This window comes from Oryzisolibacter sp. LB2S, assembly GCF_040732315.1.
GTDB lineage: Bacteria > Pseudomonadota > Gammaproteobacteria > Burkholderiales > Burkholderiaceae_C > Alicycliphilus > Alicycliphilus soli.
In genome coordinates this window covers 3,755,206-3,776,969 of the sequence record NZ_CP160388.1, presented here as the reverse complement: position 1 = coordinate 3,776,969, position 21,764 = coordinate 3,755,206, and the positions used below count along the sequence as shown (strand labels likewise).

General features: G+C 67.8%; 19 protein-coding genes. 11 read left to right on the top strand and 8 right to left on the bottom strand.

The window, feature by feature from the left end; translation table 11 throughout:
* Nucleotide 1: 1 nt before the first annotated feature.
* From ABUE11_RS17725 to ABUE11_RS17715, 3 genes are all read right to left on the bottom strand, one after another.
* The gene (locus ABUE11_RS17725; protein WP_367066785.1) at nucleotides 2-868 is read right to left on the bottom strand and encodes a hypothetical protein; all 867 of its coding nucleotides are present in this window, start codon (nucleotides 866-868) and stop codon (nucleotides 2-4) included.
* Nucleotides 865-1,851 carry a hypothetical protein gene (locus tag ABUE11_RS17720; RefSeq protein WP_367066784.1) on the bottom strand — a complete coding sequence of 329 codons (987 nt, stop codon included), beginning with the start codon at nucleotides 1,849-1,851 and terminating at the stop codon, nucleotides 865-867. The genes ABUE11_RS17725 and ABUE11_RS17720 overlap by 4 nt, the downstream gene beginning before the upstream one ends.
* Before the next feature lie 62 nt (nucleotides 1,852-1,913).
* Complete coding sequence (locus ABUE11_RS17715; protein WP_367066782.1) at nucleotides 1,914-3,518, bottom strand: GGDEF domain-containing protein; 1,605 nt, start codon at nucleotides 3,516-3,518, stop codon at nucleotides 1,914-1,916.
* Nucleotides 3,519-3,672: 154 nt separating this feature from the next.
* On the opposite strand from ABUE11_RS17715, the gene ABUE11_RS17710 reads away from it, so the two are divergent.
* The 3 genes from ABUE11_RS17710 (at nucleotide 3,673) to ABUE11_RS17700 (ending at nucleotide 8,875) form a co-directional block, all read left to right on the top strand.
* On the top strand, nucleotides 3,673-6,726 hold the full coding sequence (locus tag ABUE11_RS17710; RefSeq protein ID WP_367066781.1) for an EAL domain-containing protein: 3,054 nt from the start codon (nucleotides 3,673-3,675) through the stop codon (nucleotides 6,724-6,726).
* Between the two features lie 80 nt (nucleotides 6,727-6,806).
* Nucleotides 6,807-8,336 carry a catalase gene (locus tag ABUE11_RS17705; RefSeq protein ID WP_367066780.1) on the top strand — a complete coding sequence of 510 codons (1,530 nt, stop codon included), beginning with the start codon at nucleotides 6,807-6,809 and terminating at the stop codon, nucleotides 8,334-8,336.
* Nucleotides 8,337-8,422: 86 nt separating this feature from the next.
* The gene (locus tag ABUE11_RS17700; RefSeq protein ID WP_367066779.1) at nucleotides 8,423-8,875 is read left to right on the top strand and encodes a hypothetical protein; all 453 of its coding nucleotides are present in this window, start codon (nucleotides 8,423-8,425) and stop codon (nucleotides 8,873-8,875) included.
* A gap of 23 nt (nucleotides 8,876-8,898) precedes the next feature.
* On the opposite strand, the gene ABUE11_RS17695 is transcribed toward ABUE11_RS17700, so the two are convergent.
* Nucleotides 8,899-9,207, bottom strand: coding sequence for a PepSY domain-containing protein (locus tag ABUE11_RS17695; RefSeq protein ID WP_367066778.1), 309 nt, complete (start codon nucleotides 9,205-9,207; stop codon nucleotides 8,899-8,901).
* A 131-nt stretch (nucleotides 9,208-9,338) separates the two neighbouring features.
* On the opposite strand from ABUE11_RS17695, the gene ABUE11_RS17690 reads away from it, so the two are divergent.
* Genes ABUE11_RS17690 through ABUE11_RS17680 form a run of 3 tightly spaced genes read left to right on the top strand, consistent with a single transcriptional unit; the run spans nucleotide 9,339 to nucleotide 11,779 of the window.
* On the top strand, nucleotides 9,339-9,668 hold the full coding sequence (locus ABUE11_RS17690; RefSeq protein WP_367066776.1) for a PepSY domain-containing protein: 330 nt from the start codon (nucleotides 9,339-9,341) through the stop codon (nucleotides 9,666-9,668).
* On the top strand, nucleotides 9,668-10,327 hold the full coding sequence (locus ABUE11_RS17685; RefSeq protein WP_367066774.1) for a response regulator transcription factor: 660 nt from the start codon (nucleotides 9,668-9,670) through the stop codon (nucleotides 10,325-10,327). Before ABUE11_RS17690 ends, ABUE11_RS17685 begins: the two co-directional genes overlap by 1 nt.
* Before the next feature lie 45 nt (nucleotides 10,328-10,372).
* On the top strand, nucleotides 10,373-11,779 hold the full coding sequence (locus ABUE11_RS17680) for a sensor histidine kinase (protein WP_367066772.1): 1,407 nt from the start codon (nucleotides 10,373-10,375) through the stop codon (nucleotides 11,777-11,779).
* A 24-nt stretch (nucleotides 11,780-11,803) separates the two neighbouring features.
* Here ABUE11_RS17680 and ABUE11_RS17675 read toward each other — a convergent pair whose 3' ends face one another.
* The gene (locus tag ABUE11_RS17675; protein WP_367066770.1) at nucleotides 11,804-13,021 is read right to left on the bottom strand and encodes a cytochrome c peroxidase; all 1,218 of its coding nucleotides are present in this window, start codon (nucleotides 13,019-13,021) and stop codon (nucleotides 11,804-11,806) included.
* A 61-nt stretch (nucleotides 13,022-13,082) separates the two neighbouring features.
* Nucleotides 13,083-15,455 (bottom strand): TonB-dependent receptor plug domain-containing protein, encoded by a 2,373-nt coding sequence (locus tag ABUE11_RS17670; RefSeq protein WP_367066769.1) that lies wholly within the window; start codon nucleotides 15,453-15,455, stop codon nucleotides 13,083-13,085.
* Between the two features lie 273 nt (nucleotides 15,456-15,728).
* On the opposite strand from ABUE11_RS17670, the gene ABUE11_RS17665 reads away from it, so the two are divergent.
* On the top strand, nucleotides 15,729-17,105 hold the full coding sequence (locus ABUE11_RS17665; RefSeq protein WP_367066768.1) for an esterase-like activity of phytase family protein: 1,377 nt from the start codon (nucleotides 15,729-15,731) through the stop codon (nucleotides 17,103-17,105).
* A 21-nt stretch (nucleotides 17,106-17,126) separates the two neighbouring features.
* Here ABUE11_RS17665 and ABUE11_RS17660 read toward each other — a convergent pair whose 3' ends face one another.
* Nucleotides 17,127-17,741, bottom strand: a complete 615-nt coding sequence (locus ABUE11_RS17660) for a LysE family transporter (RefSeq protein WP_367066766.1) — start codon at nucleotides 17,739-17,741, stop codon at nucleotides 17,127-17,129.
* 112 nt (nucleotides 17,742-17,853) lie between these two features.
* Entirely contained in the window at nucleotides 17,854-18,597 is a 744-nt protein-coding gene (locus tag ABUE11_RS17655) for an SDR family oxidoreductase (RefSeq protein WP_367066764.1), read from the bottom strand.
* Between the two features lie 168 nt (nucleotides 18,598-18,765).
* On the opposite strand from ABUE11_RS17655, the gene ABUE11_RS17650 reads away from it, so the two are divergent.
* The 4 genes from ABUE11_RS17650 (at nucleotide 18,766) to mnmA (ending at nucleotide 21,749) form a co-directional block, all read left to right on the top strand.
* The gene (locus tag ABUE11_RS17650) at nucleotides 18,766-19,470 is read left to right on the top strand and encodes a riboflavin synthase subunit alpha (RefSeq protein WP_367066762.1); all 705 of its coding nucleotides are present in this window, start codon (nucleotides 18,766-18,768) and stop codon (nucleotides 19,468-19,470) included.
* Nucleotides 19,467-19,955 (top strand): GNAT family N-acetyltransferase, encoded by a 489-nt coding sequence (locus ABUE11_RS17645; protein WP_367066760.1) that lies wholly within the window; start codon nucleotides 19,467-19,469, stop codon nucleotides 19,953-19,955. The genes ABUE11_RS17650 and ABUE11_RS17645 overlap by 4 nt, the downstream gene beginning before the upstream one ends.
* A gap of 106 nt (nucleotides 19,956-20,061) precedes the next feature.
* Entirely contained in the window at nucleotides 20,062-20,547 is a 486-nt protein-coding gene (locus ABUE11_RS17640; RefSeq protein WP_367066758.1) for an NUDIX hydrolase, read from the top strand.
* 80 nt (nucleotides 20,548-20,627) lie between these two features.
* Nucleotides 20,628-21,749: a tRNA 2-thiouridine(34) synthase MnmA gene (mnmA, locus tag ABUE11_RS17635; RefSeq protein WP_367066756.1), complete on the top strand. Its 1,122-nt coding sequence runs from the start codon at nucleotides 20,628-20,630 to the stop codon at nucleotides 21,747-21,749.
* The last annotated feature ends 15 nt before the right edge of the window (nucleotides 21,750-21,764 follow it).

Below are 21,764 nucleotides of genomic sequence, written 5' to 3'. Positions count from 1 at the left end.
GTCAAAAACGATAGGTGACGCCAACGTTCGCGCCCCAGTGTCGCTGTTCCGAGCGCGGTTGCAGGGCGGTACCGGAGGGAGTTCCGTTACGCGTCAGCGTTCGGGCGTTGCCGGCGTTGATTTGTTCGTAGCGATAGGTCAGATCGCCACGCCACGACCAGCCGGGTTGATCTGTTGCTGCTCCACCCTCGAGTGCGACGGCAAGCGCAAGCATGTGGCTGCGTCCTAAGGACAGGGTTGCAGGATCAAAGCGCGGTAGGTCGATCTTGACTCGGCCACGAGGCCCGCCGCCGAGCCAGATGGATGCGGTAAGGCGCGCATCGGGGGTTAGGGCGGTCTGGAAGCGAGCCCCGATCGCGGCCTGGAAGTACCGAAAGCGCTCCGGGTAGCCCAACACATTGCCCTGGCCCGCGATGTCGCGCGCGATTGCCGTGTATGTCAATAGCGGGCCAGTAGACCAGCCTGCATGCAGTGGCAGCCAAGCCTGCAGCGAAAGGCGCTGCGCTTGCAGGCTGCTATGGCTCTGAAACGGGGTGTGGGTATTCGTCCAACCATCGTAGTCGCGCTGCCCCCGCGCGAGCGTCCATTGCGCCAACCAGTCCATGTCGGCGCAGGTACCGCTCGTTTGCAGTCCGGCCATGCGCAAGGTACCCCGCTCGCGTACCAGGACGCGGCTCGAGGCATCCCTCTCGGTCCAGTGGCTGCGCTCGACACCCGCCACGGCCCCAAGGTTTGGCGTCGTGCAGGTGGCCGAATGGGCAAGGTCCGGCTGGAGGGCGGCGCAGGCGAGGCCGGCGAGGCTGGCAGTCGCCAGCCAGTGCCTTGCGCATCCCGCATGGGCGCGGGATGACGCCAGCAGCTTGCTCAAAGCACTTCGCTCCAGGACATGGGGGTCGCCTTCTCATAGGCGCCGTCGCCATCGGCATCGAGTTCAATCTTCACGGAAGTGGTGTCGATGGCCGTGACGCGCACCTTTGCACCGGCGGCTCCCGAGATGACAGCGGAGCCACTGGCAGGGTTGGGTTGGGCGTGTGTGCGCCGGAATGGGGTGGTGGTTGCGATGGTCACCGACTTGGAGTCCAGAGCCGAGCTCAGCAGCATGCCCTGGACGGAAGTGACGTACCCCGAAGCATCTGCATCCAGCGATGCCTCATAGTCCCTCAGCGTCTCCGTGGTGGTGCTGCCGCCGTAGGTGCTGGTGAGCGTAAAGCTGGGGGTGGCGAGTGCCACCGAGTGCGCGTTGTAGCTCTTGATGGAGATTGTCAAGTCAAGGCTGCCATCGCCGGTATGGGTGGCCTGCGCCGATTGTGCCGACAGGGCGCTGAACTCCAGGGCTGCCTTCATGGAGAAGGGGTAGGACTCCGGATTGCCCTGGACGCTCTGCACCGTCAGCTTCAGGCGTCCGTTCAGCTTTGCGTCTTCATAGGTGCAATTGTTGGCGGTCACCGTTACGGAGTCGCCGGCATCGGCCTCGTCGTTGCCGTTGCGATCATCCAGCGACAGCGTGAGCGTGCCGCCGCCAGGGCAATTTTCCGTGTCGGTTTGCACGACGCCCACGGCTTGGGCGGACGTCTGTGCAAACCAGGCGGGAACGTGACTCATTTGCTCACGCGCGAAGCGCATCAACAGCTGCGGGTCACTGACTTGCGCCCCGGTGACAAGACTGGCCGAGTCGAGCAGGAATGCATTCGATGACAGGGTCTTCTGTGCCACTGCTACATAGTTTTCTGTAGTCAGTGTCGCCGGCGCCGCACTGGGCGAAATGTTGATATCGGCACTATCGCCACCACCACCGCCACCACAAGCGGTCAGGACGACAGCAGAAGCCAACAAAGCGAGCGACGAACGCATACCCAAAACTCCCTCTCAGTTAACAATATACAAAATCATACATTGTGTAACTTATTGTTTTCTTACAAGGGCTTGATGTTGGCTTGTCCACTGGTATCGGCATGTTTGACATGTGCGACGCTGGCATGGACGCAGTTGCGCCCGGCGCGCTTGGCCGCGTAGAGCCGCATGTCGGCCTCGTGCAGCAGCCGCTGGGCGCTGACATCGCTGGCCGGCAGGGCGGTGGCCACGCCGACGCTCACCGTCAGGGATCTCTGCCCCGCGAGGGCGTTGGGCAGGCCGAGGCGTTCCACGCTGACCCGGATGCGCTCGGCCAGGGCCTGTGCCTGGGCGGCACCGGTGTCGGGAAGCAGGCAGACGAATTCCTCGCCTCCGTGGCGCGCGGCCAGGTCGGTGCAGCGCTGCAGCGTTTTCCTGAGCACCTGGGCAATGGCGCGCAGGTAGTCGTCACCCGTGGCGTGGCCGTAGTGGTCGTTCACGCTCTTGAAATGGTCCACGTCCACGAGCAACAGGCTCAGCGGCGTGCCCGAGCGCTGCTGGCGCACCAGCTCCTGTTGCAGCGTCTGGTCGAAGGCACGGCGGTTGGCCAGGCCCGTCAGCGCGTCGGACAGGCTCAGCTGCTGCAGCTCTTCGTTGGCCGCCTGCAGGGCCTGCTTCTGCCGCAGGATCTGGCGGTTGCTCGCTGCCAGCTGCAGCGCCATGCGCCGGTAGCGCACAAAGGCCAGTCCCAGTACCACGACCAGCAGCGCGGCGGCCGCACCGGCGGTGTTCAGCGCGGCGCGCTGGCTGCGCTCGGCCACGTAGCGCTCGACGAACTGGCGCTCGCCACGGGTATGGGCGGTGACGGAGGCCGAGATGTCCATGACGGCGAGGTAGCGGTCCATCAGCGCCACCAGGCGCTCATGCTGCGGCGAGGGGCTGAAGTAGAAGCGGTACTGGCGCGGATCGTCGCGCAGGGTGTGCACGACCTGCAGGTCAAAGTACTCGTGCGTGTAGCGCTTTTCCTCAAAGATGTCCTCGCTGTACACGGCCAGGTCCACCGCGCCCCGGCGCACGGCCTGGAACAGGCCGTCGCTGCTGGTCTGGTCGAACAGCGTGAGCCGCGACGGATCGACGACCGCCTGCACCCGCGGCACCAGGGCCACGCCCTTGACCATGCCCACGTAATAGGGCGCCAGGTCGTCCAGTCCGTGCACCGGAAAATGCCGCCCCTTGCGCGCGATGACGGCGTAGTAGCTGTCGTAGTAGGGCTGGGTGAACAGGCCGAGCCGGGCGCGCTCGCTCTGGTGGCTCAGCGGCAGGAACACATCGGCCTCGCCCTGCTGCACCTGACGCAGCTTGTCGGCCAGGCTCGTGTCGCGCGCGGACAGGATCTCGTAGCGCAGGCCCAGCTCCCGGGCGATGAAGCACCAGACATCGACGCCAATGCCGCTGAACGTCTGCTGTTCGGGCTCATAGCGCGCCATGGGCGGCGCATCCACGGCCAGCACGCGCAGCGGCGCCAGGGTGCGCACCTCGGCGCGCTCCTGGGCGCTCAGGCGCACGGGCTCGCGCAGCCGGATGTTGCGCGCGCCGTCGCAGGCCTGGGCAGGGGGCAGCGCGGCGCAGCACAGTGCCAGCCACAGTGCATGCCACGCCCTGCCCAGTCCATACCGTTGACGAGCCATCCGACCTCGCACGAATAGTCAAAAAACCTCTCATTTTCGCCGTGATTCGGTGCGAGCGGACGGGGAGGGGCGACCGGCACCACGGGACGCATGTGCTCCACGGGCGTCGCGCCGGGTTAAATTGCGTTCCTCACCCCAACCACCAGGATCCGCCTTGCTGCCCGCCCGGTTTCAAACCTCGCTGATTCACAGGCTGTTCCTGAGCATTTGGGGGCTGTTTCTGGTGTTGCTGCTGCTGCTGTCGCTGCTGGGCTATATGGCGCTGCGGCTGGCGACGGACAGCGTCACGCCCATGGTGCTCGAGCGCATGGTGCAGCTCAAGGCCCAGGTCAACGAGAGCCTGTTCCTGCAGGCCGAGACCAGCGTCCGGCGCCTGCGTGAGCAGCTGCTGCTGCGGCTCGAGCAGGTGGACCCCCTGCGCAGCGAGCAGCGCTTTCAGGCGCTGTTCGGCCGCAGTGAGGATGGGCTGTGGCGCGTGCGCCCCGAGCTCGTCGATACCGAGCTCGCTCCCACCCTGTACCTGCATGAGGACGCGCAGGGCCTGTCGGCGTCGGCGCGCCAGCGGGCCGTGGCCAGCTATGAGCTGCTGCGCGACCAGGGCCCGGCCATGGTGCCGCCGTTCTTCTCGGCCTACATGGACTTCGTCGAGGACGGCCTCATGGTCTATGCGCGCGGCATCGACTGGGGCGGCAATGCCGACGCCCAGGCCAGCAATGCCGACTACCCCACCATGCAGGGCGCCGATCCGCGGCGCAACCCCGAGCGCAAGGTGTTCTGGACGCCCGTGTACCTGGACGAGCAGGCGCACACCTGGATGGTGTCGGTCATCGCGCCGCTGGACTGGAAGGGGCACTGGGTGGGCACGCTGGGCCACGACGTGGCCATGGCCAGCCTGATCGACTCCGTGAAGGGCCGCAAGGCCGACCTGGGGCAGCAGCTCATTCTCGACGGCAAGGGCCACCTGATCGCGCATCCCGACTGGGGGGAGCGCATCACCGCGGCCCATGGTCAGCTGTCCATTGCCGAGCTGCGCGATCAGGTGCTCGACGAACTGCAGGAGCTGATGCAGAACTCGCCCGAGAGCAGCGGTGCGGGGCGCATTGCGGGCGGCCGGCAATGGGCCGCCTGGTCGCGCATCCGCGGCCCCGACTGGTACCAGGTGATCCTGCTGCCGCAGGAGCGCGTGGACCGCGAGCTGCGCCAGGGCCTGGCGGCCGTGGTCGGCGTGGGCTTTGTGGTGCTGGCACCGGCGCTGTGGTGGCTGCGCCGGCGCGTGCGCGTGCTGGTGGCCAAGCCCTTGCAGCGGCTGACGCAGGCCGTCGACGAGCTCGGGCGCGGGCAGGATCCGGCCCCCATCGGCCTGTCCGGCGAGCATGAGCTCGCACGCCTGGCCGCGGCCTTCGACACCATGGCCGCGGACCTGGCGCAGCAACGCAGCATGCAGGCCGCCCATGCTCGCGCGCTGGAGACGGAGGTCGACGGGCGCCGCCGCATCATGCAGCGCCTGCAGCAGGAGCGCGCGCGCCTGCTGGCATTGCTGGGCGCCATGCACCAGGGCATTCTGTTTGTCGACACCGAGCGGCAGGTCAGCTACTGCAACGCCACGTACCGCACGCTGTGGCGCCTGCCCGCGCCGCTGCAGATCGTGGGCCGTCCGCTCGACGATCTGCTGCAGGCCTCGCTGGGCCGGCTGGTGCTGGCCGAACGCCTGACCCAGTACCTGCAGCTGCAGGCCGGCCTGCCGGAGGCGGCGCCGCTGGAGCTGGTGCTCAAGGACGGGCGCACGCTGTTGCTTGCCATCCACCCCGTGCATGACAGCCAGGGCGGCCCCATGGGCTGGCTGTGGGTGTGCGAGGACGTGACCCAGCAGCGCGAGACGGCGCAGCAGCTCATCACCCTGGCCGAGCGCGACGCGCTCACGGGGCTGTTCAACCGGCGCCGCTTCGAGCAGGAGCTCGAGCGTTTCTTCCATGCATCGGCGCGTCCGTCCGGCGCGTCGGGCGAGCCGCACCAGGCCGCCGTGCTGTTCTTCGACCTCGACGACTTCAAGTACATCAACGACCGCTTCGGTCACGGAGCGGGCGACGCCGTGCTGCTGCGCGTGGCCGGCGCCGTCAAGGGCCTGGTGCGCGAGTCCGACGTGTTCAGCCGCCTGGGCGGCGACGAGTTCGCCATCTTCATGCCGCAGGCGACGCTGGACGGCGCCCAGCTGCTGGCCGAGCGCGTGGTGCAGACCGTGGCGCGCACGGCGCTGCACATCGAGGGGCAGAACCTGCGCCTGACCAGCAGCCTGGGCATCGCGCATTTCCCCACGCATGCCGACAGCGCGCAGGAGCTCGTGGCCCATGCCGACATCGCCATGTACCAGGCCAAGCACCTGGGCAAGAACCGCTTCAGCGTCTACCACCCGGACCGCGACATGGCCGAAACCATGGTCGCGCGCCTGGCCTGGAACGAGCGCATCGAGCGCGCCCTGGCCGGCGGCCTGCTGCGCCTGCACTGCCAGGGCGTGTACCACGCGCAGACGGGTGATCTCGCGCATCTGGAGGCGCTGGTGCGCATGGTCGACGAGCACGACCCCGCGCAGCTCATAGGCCCGGCGCAGTTCATCGCGCATGCCGAGAAGAGCGGCAAGATCCTCGACATCGACCGCTGGGTGCTGCGCGAGAGCATTCGCCTGCTGGCGGCGCACCCGGGCCTGTCGGCCATGGCGGTGAACATCTCCGGCCGCTCCATCGACGACCCCGAACTGCCGGGCTTCATCACGACCCAGCTGGCCGAGCAGGGCGTGGCGCCGCGGCGCCTGCTGCTGGAGCTGACCGAGACGGCGGCGGTGTCCGACATGGGCGACGCCCAGCGCTTCATCGACGCGCTGCAGCAGGCCGGCTGCACGCTGTGCCTGGACGACTTCGGCACCGGCTTCGCCTCGTTTGCCTACCTCAAGCATCTGCAGGCGCAGGTGCTCAAGATCGACGGCCTGTTCGTGCGCAACCTGCCGCGCGAACCCGACAACCAGGTCTTTGTCCGCTCCATCATTGAGGTGGCGCATGGCATGGGCAAGCAGGTTGTGGCCGAATGCGTCGAGGATGCGCAGACGCTCGCCCTGCTGCAGGGCCTTGGCGTGGACATGGTGCAGGGCTATCACCTGGACAGGCCCCAGGCGCAGCACCCCGCGCTGCACGGCCATGCTGTCGGACTATCTGGTTGATAAACATTATTGATTTGCGTAAATCAATAGTCAAAAACTACCATCAGGCATCCCTTCCCCCACTCACACAGGAGATCGCCATGACCGACCGCAACAGGCAATGCCCCGTCACCCACCTGACGACCGACTTCGGCGCCCCCGTGCCGACCAACCGTGACAGCCTGACCGCAGGCCCACGCGGCCCGCTGCTGGCGCAGGATGTGTGGCTCAACGAGAAGCTCGCCAACTTCGTGCGCGAGGTGATTCCCGAGCGGCGCATGCATGCCAAGGGCTCGGGCGCGTTCGGCACCTTCACGGTCACCAAGGACATCACACGCTACACGCGCGCCAAGATCTTTGAAAAGGTCGGCAAGAAGACCGAGATGTTCGCGCGCTTCACCACCGTGGCCGGCGAGCGCGGCGCGGCCGACGCCGAGCGCGACATCCGCGGCTTTGCCCTCAAGTTCTATACCGAGGAGGGCAACTGGGACATGGTGGGCAACAACACGCCGGTGTTTTTCATCCGCGACCCGCGCCAGTTCCCTGACCTGAACAAGGCCGTCAAGCGCGACCCGCGCACCAATATGCGCTCGGCCACGCACAACTGGGACTACTGGACGCTCTTGCCCGAGGCCCTGCACCAGATCACCATCGTCATGAGCGATCGCGGCATTCCGGCGAGCTACCGCCACATGCACGGCTTTGGCTCGCACACCTACAGCTTCTGGAATGCGGCGGGCGAGCGCTTCTGGGTCAAGTTCCACTTCAAGACGCAGCAGGGCATCAAGAACCTCACGGACGCCGAGGCCGAGGCCTTGATCGGCCGTGACCGCGAGAGCCACCAGCGCGACCTGTACGAGGCCATCGAGCGCGGCGACTTCCCCAAGTGGACCATGTATGTGCAGGTCATGCCCGAGCTCGACGCCGAGCGCGTGCCCTACCACCCGTTCGACCTGACCAAGATCTGGCCCCATGCCGACTACCCGCTCGTCGAGGTGGGCGAGTTCGAGCTCAACAAAAACCCCGAGAACTTCTTCGCCGACGTGGAGCAGTCCGCCTTTGCCCCCAGCAACCTGGTGCCCGGCATAGGCGTGAGCCCCGACCGCATGCTGCAGGCGCGCCTGACCAACTACGCCGACGCGCAGCGCTACCGCCTGGGCACCAACCACCACCAGATCCCGGTGAACGCAGCGCGCTGCCCCGTGCACAGCAACCACCGCGACGGCATGGGCCGGGTGGACGGCAACTACGGCGGCGCCCTGCACTACGAGCCCAACAGCTTTGGCCAGTGGCAGGCCCAGCCCCAGTTTGCCGAGCCGCCGCTGCGCCTTTCGGGCGATGCCCAGCACTTCCGCTTCCACGAGGACGACGCCAACTACTGGGAGCAGCCGCGCAAGCTCTTTCAGCTGATGACGGATGCGCAAAAACAGGCGCTGTTCGGCAACACCGCGCGCGCCATGGGCGACGCGCCCGAGTTCGTCAAGTTCCGCCACATCCGCAACTGCCACGCGGCCGACCCGGCCTACGCCGCCGGCGTGGCCCAGGCGCTGGGCCTGGATCTGCAAAAGGCCCTGGCCTCGCAGAAGGATGACCCCATGTTTGGCAACCCGCTGGTGGCGCTGCCCGTGTGACCATGGGGCGGGCAGGGGCGCGCGGGCCGCGGTGTATAACGGCCGCTTCCCGAGCACGACCCGTGCCGCACCGCCCCCACCGCAACATGTCCGCGCCCCAACCGCCCCAGTTCTTTCACGACCAGCACCAGGAGCTGGAGTCGCAGCTCCACGCCCATCTGCTGGATGTGGTCGGCGGCGACTTCGGCCAGGCGCTCACGCGCCTGCAGGGGTGGCGCACGGGCCTGGCGCGGCATATCGAGATCGAGAACACGCGGCTGCTGCCCCATGTGCCCGAGGGCGCGCGCTGGGCGGCGCGCGTGTACCTGCTCGAGCATGAGCGCATCACCCTGCTGTCCGAGGAATACGCGCTGCGCGTGCAGGCCGTCATTGCCCGGCCGCCGCGCGACGAGCAGGCACGCCGCCGCGCGGTGCTGATGCTGCTGGACGCGGCCCACGCGCTGCGCCATGTCATAGAGCACCACCACGAGCGTGAGGAAATGGCCCTGGCCCACGAGCTGCCGCTCGCGCTGCAAGAGGCCGCCTGGGCGCAGGCGTAAGGCGCTTGCGGCCCACGCCTCGATCAGTGGCGCAGGCGCGTGCCCTCGATGGCCCCGGTGGCGGCGTTCACGTAGAGCTTGACGCGCTGGCCCTGGGCGTTGCTGGCCTTGACCTCGTAGCGGCCATCGTCCCATTCGATCTCGCGGATGTCGCGGTAGCCCGCGGCCGCCACGCGGTCGTAGATGTCTCGCACCGTCAGCTGTGGTGCGGCCGGAGCGGAGACGGCCGCGGGCGCCTGCGGGGCGGCCGGTGCCTGGGCCTGGGCCACACCCCAGGTCAGGGCGATGGCGGTGGCGAGCAGGGCGAGAGGGCGGTGGATGCGGTGTTGCATGAGAAGACTCCTGTGGTTGACAGCCCGGCACGGCGCCGCGCTTGTGGGGCATTGTCAAAAAGCCACCATGAACCCATGCTGAAGGCCGCGTTCATCCCGCGTTCATCGCCACGCGCCTATAACGCCCACATATGAACATCGTCCTGCGCCTGTCGATTCCCCTGGCCCTGGCCCTTGGCGCCTGGGGTGTGGGTGGAGCCCTGCATGCGGGCGAGCATGAGGGCCGCGACCATGAGCTCGCGCGCCAGGCCCTGGAGCAGGGCCAGGTGCTGCCGCTGCGCCAGGTGCTCGACAAGGTGGAGCGCGAATACCAGGGCCAGGTGCTCAAGATCGAGTTCGAGCGCGAGGACGGCCGCTACATCTACGAAATCCGCCTGTTGCAAAGGGACGGCCGCATGGCCAAGCTGGAGGTGGACGCCGTCGATGGCCGCGTGCTCAAGATCAAGCGCAAGGGGGACTGATGCGGATTCTGGTGGTCGAGGACGAACCCACGCTGCGTGCGCAACTGGTGCAGGCCATCGCCGCGGCCGGCCACACGCTGGAGCAGGCGGGTGACGGCCAGCAGGCGCATTACCTCGGTGATGTGGAGGAGTTCGACGCCGTCGTGCTCGACCTGGGCCTGCCGCAGATCGACGGCCTGTCCGTGCTGCGCCGCTGGCGCGCGGCCGGGCGCAACATGCCCGTGCTCATCCTCACGGCGCGCGGCAGCTGGCAGGAGAAGGTCGCGGGCATGGACGCCGGCGCCGACGACTACCTGGCCAAGCCCTTTCACATGGAGGAGCTGCTCGCGCGCCTGCGCGCCCTGCTGCGCCGCCGTGGCGAGCATGCGAGCGCCGAATGGCATTGCGGCGCCATCACACTGGACACGCGCCAGGCGCGCGTCGCGGTCGGCGGCCAGCCGCTCGAGCTGACCAGCCACGAGTTCAAGCTGCTCGCGCTGCTCATGCAGAGAAAGGGCGAGGTGCTGTCGCGCACCGCGCTGTCCGAACACCTGTACCCGCAGGACAGCGAGCGCGACTCCAACACCATCGAGGTCTTCATCGGCCGCCTGCGCAAGAAGCTGCCGGAGGGCTGCATAGAGACCGTGCGCGGCCTGGGCTACCGCCTGGTTGAGATATAAAACAGGCTCCAGCGCTTGCGGGGCAAGTGCAAGCAGCTATTAATAATGAAGCAAACCGCCCAAGCCACCTTCCATGCCGACGGCTCGCTGCGCCTGCGCCTGCTCGCCGGCACGCTGGCCTGGGTGCTGCTGGCGCTGGCCGTCGCGTTCTGGGGGCTGCGCACGCTGTTCCAGGAGCACATCACGCAGCAGTTCGCGCGCCAGCTCGTGGCACAGCTCGACCAGCTGAGCGCGGCCGTGGACTGGGACGAGGCTAGCGCGCGCCTGCGGGTCGCCTCCCCGTCGGCCGACGCGCGGCTGGACCAGCCGCTGTCCGGCCTGTACTGGCAGATCGACCGCCTGGGCGCGGCGCCCCAGGCCGCGCTGGCGCGCTCGCGCTCGCTGTGGGACCGAACGCTTGAGCTGCCGCCCGCGCCGCAGCAGTACCCCGCCCAGGGCTGGGCCCTGCTGCACCTGACCGACGACCAGGGCCATGCGCTGCTGGCCGTCGCGCGCCCGCTGCAGCTGCCCGAGGAGGGCGCACCGCCGCTGCGCCTGGTCGTCGCCGGCGACGAGGCACTGATCGCCGAGCCGCTGCAGCGCTTCACCCACATGCTGCTGGCCGCCCTCGGCCTGCTCGCCCTGGGGCTGGTGCTGGCCGTGGCGCTGCAGCTGCGGCTGGCGCTGCGGCCGCTCGAGCGGCTGCGCCGGCAGCTGGCCGCCGTGCGCGACGGCAGCGCCCCGCAGCTGCCCGGCCCCTACCCGCGCGAGCTTCAGCCGCTGGTGCAGGAGTTCAACCATGTGCTGGCCGAGAACGCCGACATGGTGCGGCGCGCCCGCACCCAGGCCGGCAACCTCGCGCATGCCGTGCATACGCCGCTGTCCATACTCGCCAATGCCGCGGCGCAGGAGCAGGGGCCGCTGGGCGCGCTCGTGCGCGAGCAGGTCGCCAGCGCCCGCCGCCAGGTCGACTACCACCTGGCGCGCGCCCGCGCCGCCGCCGCCGTGCGCGCCACGGGCCTGGCCACGCCGGTGCTGGCGCCCGCGCGCGCGCTGCTGCGCACCATGGAGCACCTGCACGCCGCGCGCGCGCTGTCGTTCGAGCTCGCGCCGCAGGCGCAGGACCTGGCGTTTCGCGGCGAGGAGCAGGACCTGTACGAGCTGCTCGGCAACCTCGTCGACAACGCCGGCAAATGGGCGCGCACGCGCGTCGTGGTGGACGTGCAGCCCCATGCCGACCAGCTGTGCATCACGGTGGACGACGACGGCCCCGGCATACCCGAGGAAGAGCGCGAGCGCATGTTCGAGCGCGGCGTACAGCTCGACGAGCGCCGCCCCGGCGCCGGCCTGGGCCTGGACATCGTGCGCGCGCTGGTGGACAGCTACGGCGGCAGCGTGCAGGCCCGGCCATCACCGCTGGGCGGGGCGCAGCTGCGGCTGTGCCTGCCGCGGGCAGGGGATGTGTCGCCCTGAATCAGGAGCCTTACGCTGTGGCGGCTACAGAAGCCTGAGCCATTCCACCAGCGCGTCGATCTCCTGCGCATTCAACTCCAGGGCCTTGATGTGCGCCGACTTGGTTGGCACATACGGATCCTCTTGAGGGTCGCCCGTCACCACACCCATGCCGGCGTTATAGAGCCGCATCAGGCCGGGCAGGTCGGCGAACATGCCGTTGTGCATCCATGGTCCGGCATGGCTCACCCCACGCAGGCTGGGGGTGCGGAACTTGCCCAGATCGGCCTTGTCGCGCGTGGCCTCGAAGCGGCCCAGGTCCTGGTTGCGCCGGTTGTAGAAGGACAGTCCCAGGTCGTGAAACTCGTTGTCCGTCAGCAGCGGGCCGCTGTGGCAGTTCATGCAGCGCGCCTTGGTGCGAAACAGGTGCAGGCCCAGCAGCTGCTGGTCGCTGAGTCGCTGTGGATGGCCGGCGATCACCTCATCGGCCATGGTCTGTGGCGGGCGGACGGTGCGCACAAAGGTGGCAATGGCGTGCACCATCTCGTCCTCGCTCATCCGTTCATGCCCCCAGGCATCGCGGGCCAGCCTGCGGTAGCGCGGTTGAGCGTTCGCATGGCGCACCGCGGCGGCCAGGGTGTTGTTCATCTCGAAGGGGTTGGTGATCGAGCCCTTGGCCTGCTCCTCCAGCGAGGCCGCGCGCCCATCCCAGAACAGCTGTGAGGCAAACGGGGCGGCAAACAATGTCTGGGCGCGGCGCCGGCCCATGAGCCGGTCTTCGCCCACCGCCTGGGCGCGCCCGTCGGTGAAGGACTTGCCCGACTGGTGGCAGCTGGCGCAGGACACCCCGCCCTTGCGCGACAGGCCGACATCAAAGAACAGTGCCGTGCCCAGTTCCAGCCTGGCCCGCTCCTTCGCCGTTGCCGGGGGCTTCGCCTGTGGCACGGCAGACATTTCCGTCCATTGCTTGCCGGCATCGATGAGCGGCCTCGGCCATTGCGGTGGCTGGCCCTGGTAGCGCTGGCGCAGGCAGGCGGCATCCCAGCCGTCGGCCGTCCCGCATGCAAAGGCGCTGTTGTTGACGGGCTGCAGCAGGCGTCCAACGGCGCTGTCCGGCGCCCGGCTCTGGGCCAGCCTGGTCGTGGCGTTGGATTCAATGGAAGCGGTTTGCGCCATGGCGCCAGACAGGCCCAGCAGCATGGCGCAGGCCGCAACGGCACAGCGCACATGGTGGCCCAGTCTGTTGGCTGGACGGGTTTTCATCGCAGAGATTCTCGAGATGGCTGGGGGCGCTCGCCTGGCGAGGGCCCCGATGGCTGCAGAGTCAGAACTGGTAACCGGCGGTCAACCAGATTTCGCGGCCCGTCTGCCAGCGGGCGTTGTTGGCCGCGCCGGCCGTTGTCACAACCAGCGGAACACGTCTGTTGAGCACGTTGAGCATATCAAGGCTCAGGGTCACGCCCGGGGCCCAGTGCGGCTGGTAGGTCAACGCCATGTCCCAGGTCAGGTAGGAGGGCAGGCGCTGGCTGTTGTACTGCTCGACGCCCTTGATGGTGCCGGTGTAGCCGATGCCCGTTCGCGCGCCGTTCCAGTTCAGGCGATTGCCCCAGGTCACGCCAGCCTGCGCCCAACGGCCGTTGAGCGTGGCGCTGAGTCTGCGTGGCACGTAGAAGCCGCTGGCGGGCTTGTCCTTGCGCAGCATCTGTACGCCGTTGACGCTGATGATGTCGTCGGGCGCTTCTTCCTCGGACTCCCAACCCAGCGTGGTGTCGTGATTGCGCTTGACGCTTTGCCAGCTGAAGTCCACGCGCCCCGTCCATTGGGCCGCCGCGGCCTTCCAGGGCTTGAGCGTGCGCAGGCTGACGGTGGCCGTCTCGGCCTGGGCGGTCGCGCCATTGGCGTAGAAGTAACCGCTGCTGGCGCTGCCGCGCTGCGTCAGGCCGTTGCGGCTGGCGCGGCGAACATAGGACAAGCCTGCCTCCACATCGAAGCCGAGTTGCTGGCTGGCCGTGAATGCCCATTCGTCCGAGTGCGGGGTCTTGAGGCCGTCATACTGGTTGCGCTCAATGGTGCCGGGTGTGTTGACAAGCACGCCCTTCTGGATTTCATGGGTCACCAATGCACTCTTGCCCTGCTTGAGGGCGTACCCCAGCAGGTCCTGGCCAAAGTAGCGTGCCCAGCCAAGCCCGAGCAGCGTGCGGCCGTCGCCCAGTACGTCCCAGTCCAGCCGTGCACGCGGCGCGAGGTTGGTGTTGTTCAGGAAGTCGTCGCGCTCCAGGCGCGCCGAGGTCGTGAGCGCCCAGTTCCCCCATTGCATGGTGTCCGACAGAAAGAGGCCCAGGCTGTTGTAGTCCACCCCCACGGTACCGGCACGGTACAGGGTGCGCGTTGTCACCTTCTGCGAGCCATTCAATTGCAGGGTCTGGCTTGCGGCGCGGACATCCTGGGCACGCACAAAGCTGGCATCCGTGCTCAGGAGCTGTGCGCCGGCATAGATCCTGTGCTGCACATTGCCGGTCTGTACCGGATCCCAGTCCATGCGCAGCCTGGCCGTGTACTGGCGCTGCTCCAGTGATTCCGTACCAAAGCCGCCATAGGTGTAGGTCGACAGGCTTTTGTCGGCGAACAGCTGGGTCACGAACTCGTTGCCGCTCGATTCGCGGGAGGCATCGAGCTGATCGACACCCAGCGTTGCGGTCAGCTTGCCGCCGTCCAACTGCTGGTCCAGATCGAAGCCCAGGCCCATGGCCTTCTGGCGGTTGGTCCAGGAGGTATCGGCAAAGGTATTGGAGACGAGGTCTTCCTGGCGGTCCGAATACTTGAGCAGCAGGTTCGTGGATGTGCCCCCGCCCCAGCGGGTGTGCAGCTTGGCCATCAGGTTGTCCACCTGATCCGTGGAGTCACGCAGCTCCATCGAGGTGCTCTTGCCATTGGGTATGGCGGCCGATGGGTCCAGCACCTTGCTCTGGCGCTGAATCTCGGATTCACGGCGCGACAGCGACACCAGCACAGCGCTGTCCTCGCTCAGACGCAGGTCGCCGCTCATGCTGGTGAAATGCTTTTTCCAGACCGAGGAATAGCCGGGCAGGCCGTTGCGCCATTTCTCCAGATCCACATCGGGCTCTTGCTGCTGTGTGAGATTGGAGCTGTTGAAGCTGCGCTTGATGGAGAACCTGTTGCTGCCCGTGGGTGTCTTGATGCGCGCATCGACGACCCCGCCCTGGAACTGGCCGAACTCCACGGGTACGCGGCTGTCATACACGCGCACCTGGTCGAGCAGGTCGGTGTCGATGTTGTAGGCCTGGGCGAAGCCCGGCACACGCCCCACTTGCAGGCCCAGCTGGTTTTCCTGCGGGTTGATGGAGTTGGTGCCGCTGATGCCGTCGATCAGGTACTGGTTCTGGTAGGGGCTCTCGCCATGGATGGAAAACGACTCCGGCGCCAGCGAGCCACGGTTGCCGCTGTTGCTCATGCTCGGGTCCAGCCGCACCGCGGGGTTGGAGCTGATCAGCGAAGTCAGGTCGCGGTTGCCCTCGGGCGTGGCATCCATCTCCTCGCGGTCATAGACGCGGGCCTCGACGCGTTCTGCCGTGACCTGAACGGAGGGCAGCTCGCTGGTAGCGATGGCTTCAAGGTTTCCGGCCGCATGGGCCGATGACTGGGCGGCCAACAGGCCGGCCGCGGTGCAGGCCAGCATGGAGGTTCTGATGGGAAAGCCGTGTGCGGTGGAGGATGGACGTGTGTGAGCGGGGGAGGACGACATGATGAAAGCGCGGATGTGCATGCGCGCTTGAGTGTGCTAATGCGAATCAGTCGTATTTTAGTGTGACGCCTTCGTTTGGATGCGCAAGATTGAGGGGCGACATGGCGATGGGGCACTGCCAGGGACTCTGGGAGCCGTCCCCCTGTCACTGCTGCGTCACACGCGCCGGGCAAGCTCGACGCTTTGTTTCAGCCTTCTTTGACATTCATGCACAAGTCTTTTCTGCGGCAGCTTGGACTGCCCGTTGTGACCGTTCTTGCCGTGACCGCCGCCGCCTGGTCGCTGCCCGCGTCGGCGCAGACCGAACATCCGGCAGAGCTTGCCGGCCATGCCGTCATGCCCGCGCTCAGCCTGATCCAGGCGCCCGCCGATGCGCCGGCCGACGCGCGCCGCGCCGGCAAGTTCACCACCGGCCAGCGTGTGGAGACCGTGGGCAGCGTGCCGGGCCTGTCGGGCGGGCGCCCCACGGGCATTGGTCTGCCGCTCGACGGCCAGCCGCTGCAGGGCCATTCGGGCATCAAGCGCATGGCCGACGGCAGCTTCTGGATCCTGACGGACAACGGCGCCGGCGCCAAGGCCAATTCGCCCGACTTTCTGCTGCACCTGAGCCAGTACCAGGTGGACTTCAAGGACGGCAAGTTCCATCGCCAGCAGACCGTGTTCCTGCACGACCCGGACAAGAAGGTGCCGTTTCGCATCGTCCACGAGGGCACGGACAAGCGCTACCTGACGGGCGCCGACTTCGACCCCGAGAGCTTTCAGTTTGCCGGTGGCTCGCTGTGGATTGGTGACGAGTTCGGCCCCTTCCTGATCCAGGCCGACCTGAACGGCAAGGTGCTGGCCGTGTTCGAGACCCAGGTGGATGGCAAGAGCGTGCGCTCGCCCGACCACCCGGCCCTGACCACGCCCGGCGCGCCCGACGCGAAGATGGCCGCCTTCCAGGCCAAGCGCTCCAAGGGCTACGAGGGCATGGCCGCGAGCCGTGACGGCAAGTACCTGTACCCGCTGCTCGAGGGCGCGCTGTGGGACGACAAGGCCCAGGCCTACGAGAGCCTGAACGGCAAGCCCTATCTGCGCGTGCTCGAATTCGACGTGCAGGCGCAGAAGTGGACCGGCCGGCACTGGAAGTACCCGCTGGAGGCGGGCCACCACGCGATTGGCGACTTCAACATGATCGACGCAAGCACCGGTCTCATCATCGAGCGCGACAACGGCGAGGGCACGGCCGACCGCGCCTGCCCCGCGGGCGAAAAGCGCGCCGACTGCTTCCACGACCTGGCCAAGTTCAAGCGCGTCTACAAGGTGGAGCTGTCGGACGCCAACGCGGGCGGTGCGGTGCGCAAGATTGCCTACATCGACCTGATGAAGATCCAGGATCCGCGCAAACTCGCACGCAAGCCGCTTACAGATGGCGTGCTCACCTTCCCGTTCTTCACCATCGAGAACGTGGACGTGGTCGACGGCGAGCACATCGTCGTCGGCAACGACAACAACCTGCCGTTCAGCAGCAGCCGCGACCCGCAGCGCGCCGACGACAACGAACTGGTGCTGCTGCGCGTGCCGGGTCTGCTGGGCGCAAAGTAGACCCGCCGCAGGTGTGGGCGCTCAGCGCGTGAGCGGCAGCGCCACCCCCATGGCGGCAAACGCGCCGCCGCAGGCGCGGTTGAAGCGCCGGCCCAGGCGCTTGAGCCAGGGGCGGACGCGGTGCGCCAGGCGCGCGAGCAGGTATTCCACCAGACATTCGATGGCGCAGAACGTGCCCGCCATGATGGCGAACTGCAGCCACAGGTTGCGCGCCGGGTCCAGAAACTGCGGCAGAAACGCGCCGTAGAACAGCAGCGCCTTGGGGTTGGAGACGGCGGCCAGCAGGCCTTGGCGGAACATCATGGCGCGGTGCGTGGCGTGGGCTGTCTCTGCAGTCGCTTCGAGCTGCAGCGGCGGCGCGCGCCACAGCTGCACGCCCAGCCACACCAGATAGGCCCCGCCCACCCACTTGAGCACGAAGAGCGCATGGGCCGACGCCTGCAGCAGCGCGCCAATGCCCACCATGGACAGCGCGATCACGCAGACAAAACCCAGCGCCCCGCCGGCGATGGTGTAGACGGCCCGCCCGTGGCCGTGCAGCGCGCCATGGGTGAGCGCCAGCAGGCTGTTGGGCCCGGGTGTGAGCGACAGGCCCAGCGCGGCCACGAGATACAGCAGCCAGGTGTGCAATGCCATGGGTGATGTCCTTGGGATGGGTGGTGCGCCATCGTAAGACAGGTGGCCGGTGCGCTGACTTCTGGGCCGCGCCGGCTTCACGGCGGTGGCAATGCCCGCGCCTCACAGCCTCTCAGGCCACCAGGCTGCCCCCATTGACCGGCAGCACCTGGCCGTTGACCCACTCGGCCTCGGTCGAGGCCAGATAGGTCACGGCCGCGCCCACGTCCTGGGGCGAACCGGCGCGGCCCACGGAGGTGCCTTTCCTGGCGATCTTCTCCGAGCCCTCCCAGTTGTTCATGGTGCCCAGTGACAGCGCATTGGCCGTCACGCCGTGTGGGCCGACCTCGCCCGAAAGGTTGCGAATGAAGCCGATGGCCGCCGCCTTGGCCGCGCCATAGGCGCACAGGCCCATGCCCGTGGCCGTGCGCGCGGCGTCGGAATTGATGGCCACGATGCGGCCCCAGCCCTTGTCCTGCATGGCCGGCAGCAAGGCCTGGCAGGCGTGCATCAGCCCGTGCAGATTGAGCTGCAGCCAGGCGTTCCACTCCGACTCGGGTGACTGCAGAAACGGCGTATAGCCCCAGCCCTGGGCCGGGATGCCGGCGTTGTGCACAAAGATGTCGGGGCTGCCGACCTCCGCCCGGATGCGCTCGGCCATGGCAAAGATGGCCGCACGATCGGTCAGGTCCGCCGCCTGGGCCGAGGCCTTGAGGCCCCTCTCCTGCAACTGGCGCGCCGCGCTCTCGGCGCGGTCGGCGAAAAAGTCGTTCACCACCACATGCGCGCCCTGCGTCGCCAGCGCCTGCGCAACGCCAAAGCCCATGCCGCGCCCTGCGCCGCTGACCAGCGCCACCTTGCCATCCAGCCTGAACATTGCTGCCATCTCCTTTGTCTTGTTGAGGGTTCAAAGATCCGCAGTGTTGGCCGTTCTGGTGCGCGCCACATACCCCAAACGGACGGGTGTGATGGGTGGGACCGGAGCGCTTTGTGGCGCCCCGGCTGGCACAATCCCAGGCCTTTGCATCACCCACATCCAGCAGCCATGTTCACAGGCATCGTCCAGGCCACGGCGCGCATCGCCGCCATCGAGGATCGCGCAGGCCTGCGCACCTTCACGCTCGAGTTTCCGCAGGGCTTTTGCCAGGACCTGGCCATTGGCGCCAGCGTTGCCACCGACGGCGTGTGCCTGACGGTGACCGAGATCGTCTCGCCCACCCAGGCGCGCTTCGACGTCATGCTGCAAAGCCTCAACATCACCACGCTGGGCCGCTACCCGGTGGGCCAGCGCGTGAACGTGGAGCGCGCGGCCAAGGAGGGCGCGGAGATCGGCGGCCACCCGCTGTCGGGCCATGTGGACTTCACGGGCCGGCTGGCCGAGCGGCGCGAGCTCGAGAACAACCTGGTCTGGCGCGTGGCCGTGCCCGAGGCCTTTCGGCGCTATGTCTTTGCCAAGGGCTACATCGCCATCCATGGCGCGAGCCTCACAGTGGCCGAGGTCAATCGCGCCGAGGGCTGGTTCGAGGTCTGGCTCATCCCCGAGACGCGCCGCGCCACGGTGTTCGAGGAGGTGGCCGTGGGCGATCTGCTCAACATCGAGATCGAGCGCAGCACCCAGGTGGTGGTGGATACGGTGCGCGAGGCCGTGCACGAGAGCCTAGGGCGCCTCACGCCCGTGCTCGAGGGCCTGCTCAAGGAAAAGGGCCTGTCGCTCGACGACTACCTGCCGCGCCCCGAGCTGCCGCGATGACGCCGCGGCCCTTGCTGGCGGCCGATCTGCCCGGCCTGCTGGCCGTGCAGCGCGCCTGCTATGGCGACGGCTTGATTGAGAGCGCCGAGGTCTATGCGCGCCGGCTGGCCAGCCCCGCCAACTGCTCGCTGGTGCTGGTAGAGGACGGCCGCGTGCTGGCCTATCTGGCGGCCTACCACTCGGTTCTTGGCAAGGTCACGCCGCTGCACGGCGACTTCGAGGCCACGCCCGCGCCCGACACGCTCTACCTGCACGACATGGCCGTACACCCCGCGCACGCGGGCCGGGGGCTGGCGCGGGCGCTGCTGGCGGCCCTGCGGGCCGACGCCACGGGCCTGCGCCACCAGGCGCTGGTGTCGGTGCAGGACTCGCAGGCCTACTGGCAGCGCCAGGGCTACGCCGTGCACCCGCTGCACGACGGTGCGCAGCGCGCGCGCCTGGCCAGCTATGGCGCGCAGGCCGTCTACATGAGTTGTGCACTATAAAAATAGAAGCTGTTAGCGCTTGCTGGACGGGCGTTAGAGGCTGATTTGTTGTTTGTTTTCAAAGACTGACACCAGGCTTTCAACCCCGGTGGTGATAATGCGCGCCATGCCAAACCGCTGGAAACCCAACGTCACCGTGGCCGCCGTCATCGAGCGCGAGGGGCGTTTTCTGTTCATCGAGGAAAACACCGCCGACGGGCTGCGGCTGAACAATCCCGCAGGCCACCTGGACCCGGGCGAGTCGCCCATAGACGCCTGCGTGCGCGAGGTGCTGGAGGAGACGGCGTATGACTTTGCGCCCCAGGCCCTGGTGGGCGTGTACCTGAACCGCTTCCGGCGCACGCGCACGGGCGACGACATCACCTATCTGCGCTTTACCTTCACCGGCACCGTGGGCGCGCACCACGCCTGGCGCCAGCTCGACGACGGCATCGTGCGCGCCGTGTGGCTCACGCCCGAGGAACTGCGCAACAGCAGCACGCGCCACCGCAGCCCGCTGGTGCTGCAGTCCATAGAGGACTACCTGGCCGGGCGGCGCGCGCCGCTGGAGCTGATCCACACCGACGCCAGCGTGCTGCAGGCGCCGCTGTAAGGGGCTGTATACCGCCCGGCCGGCGGGGGCTTGAGGGTGACCAAGCCAGCGCCCGCCCAGGCCAAAAATACAATCGACGCATGCAAGCGTCCTCCAAACACCGCGTCGTCGTGGGCCTGTCCGGCGGCGTGGACTCCGCCGTCACCGCCCATCTTCTCAAGCAACAGGGCCACGAGGTGGTCGGCATCTTCATGAAGAACTGGGAGGATGACGACGACAGCGAATACTGCTCGAGCCGCCAGGACTTTCTGGACGCGGCCAGCGTGGCCGACGTGCTCGGCATAGAGATCGAGCATGTGAACTTCGCCGTCGAGTACAAGGACCGCGTGTTCGCCGAGTTCCTGCGCGAATACCAGGCCGGGCGCACGCCCAACCCGGATGTGCTGTGTAACGCCGAGATCAAGTTCAAGGCCTTTCTCGACCATGCCATGCGCCTGGGCGCAGAAAAAATCGCCACCGGCCACTACGCGCGCGTGCGCCAGAACGCGGCCACGGGCCTGTTCGAACTGCTCAAGGGGCTGGACCCGTCCAAGGACCAGAGCTACTTTTTGCACCGCCTGAACCAGGCGCAGCTGTCCCGCACGCTGTTCCCCGTGGGTGAGCTGCACAAGACCGAGGTGCGCCGCATCGCGGCCGAGATTGGCCTGCCCAACGCGAAGAAGAAGGATTCGACCGGCATCTGCTTCATTGGCGAGCGGCCGTTCCGAGAGTTTCTGAACCGCTACATCAGCCACGCACCCGGCCCCATCCTGGACGATCGCGGGCGCAGGCTCGGGCGCCATGTGGGCCTGTCCTTCTACACCCTGGGCCAGCGCCAGGGGCTGGGCATCGGCGGCGTGAAGGAAAAGGGTGCGGCCCGGGGCGCGGGCGACCATGCGCCCTGGTTCGTGGCGCGCAAGGACCTGGAGCGCAACGCCCTCATCGTGGTGCAGGGCCATGACCACCCCTGGCTGCAGTCGCACCGCCTCACGGCGCAGGACGCGAGCTGGGTCGCCGGCCACCCGCCCGCGGCCGGCGCCTGCGCCGCCAAGACGCGCTACCGCCAGCAGGATGCGGCCTGCACCGTGCTGGACGCCGGGGCCGAGGCCTTCGGCCTGCAGTTCCCCGAGGCGCAATGGGCCGTGACGCCGGGGCAGAGCGCCGTGCTCTATGACGGCGAGGTGTGTCTGGGCGGTGGCGTGATTGCGACGGTGGACGGCTGACCCCGGGTCCGAACC

Coding starts and splice junctions, on each gene's coding strand:
- ABUE11_RS17720 (WP_367066784.1), bottom strand. CDS start 1,851: ATGCGTTCGTCGCTCGCTTTGTTGGCTTCTGCTGTCGTCCTGACCGCT.
- ABUE11_RS17715 (WP_367066782.1), bottom strand. CDS start 3,518: ATGGCTCGTCAACGGTATGGACTGGGCAGGGCGTGGCATGCACTGTGG.
- ABUE11_RS17705 (WP_367066780.1), top strand. CDS start 6,807: ATGACCGACCGCAACAGGCAATGCCCCGTCACCCACCTGACGACCGAC.
- ABUE11_RS17700 (WP_367066779.1), top strand. CDS start 8,423: ATGTCCGCGCCCCAACCGCCCCAGTTCTTTCACGACCAGCACCAGGAG.
- ABUE11_RS17695 (WP_367066778.1), bottom strand. CDS start 9,207: ATGCAACACCGCATCCACCGCCCTCTCGCCCTGCTCGCCACCGCCATC.
- ABUE11_RS17690 (WP_367066776.1), top strand. CDS start 9,339: ATGAACATCGTCCTGCGCCTGTCGATTCCCCTGGCCCTGGCCCTTGGC.
- ABUE11_RS17685 (WP_367066774.1), top strand. CDS start 9,668: ATGCGGATTCTGGTGGTCGAGGACGAACCCACGCTGCGTGCGCAACTG.
- ABUE11_RS17680 (WP_367066772.1), top strand. CDS start 10,373: ATGAAGCAAACCGCCCAAGCCACCTTCCATGCCGACGGCTCGCTGCGC.
- ABUE11_RS17675 (WP_367066770.1), bottom strand. CDS start 13,021: ATGAAAACCCGTCCAGCCAACAGACTGGGCCACCATGTGCGCTGTGCC.
- ABUE11_RS17670 (WP_367066769.1), bottom strand. CDS start 15,455: ATGCTGGCCTGCACCGCGGCCGGCCTGTTGGCCGCCCAGTCATCGGCC.
- ABUE11_RS17665 (WP_367066768.1), top strand. CDS start 15,729: ATGCACAAGTCTTTTCTGCGGCAGCTTGGACTGCCCGTTGTGACCGTT.
- ABUE11_RS17660 (WP_367066766.1), bottom strand. CDS start 17,741: ATGGCATTGCACACCTGGCTGCTGTATCTCGTGGCCGCGCTGGGCCTG.
- ABUE11_RS17655 (WP_367066764.1), bottom strand. CDS start 18,597: ATGTTCAGGCTGGATGGCAAGGTGGCGCTGGTCAGCGGCGCAGGGCGC.
- ABUE11_RS17650 (WP_367066762.1), top strand. CDS start 18,766: ATGTTCACAGGCATCGTCCAGGCCACGGCGCGCATCGCCGCCATCGAG.
- ABUE11_RS17645 (WP_367066760.1), top strand. CDS start 19,467: ATGACGCCGCGGCCCTTGCTGGCGGCCGATCTGCCCGGCCTGCTGGCC.
- ABUE11_RS17640 (WP_367066758.1), top strand. CDS start 20,062: ATGCCAAACCGCTGGAAACCCAACGTCACCGTGGCCGCCGTCATCGAG.
- mnmA (WP_367066756.1), top strand. CDS start 20,628: ATGCAAGCGTCCTCCAAACACCGCGTCGTCGTGGGCCTGTCCGGCGGC.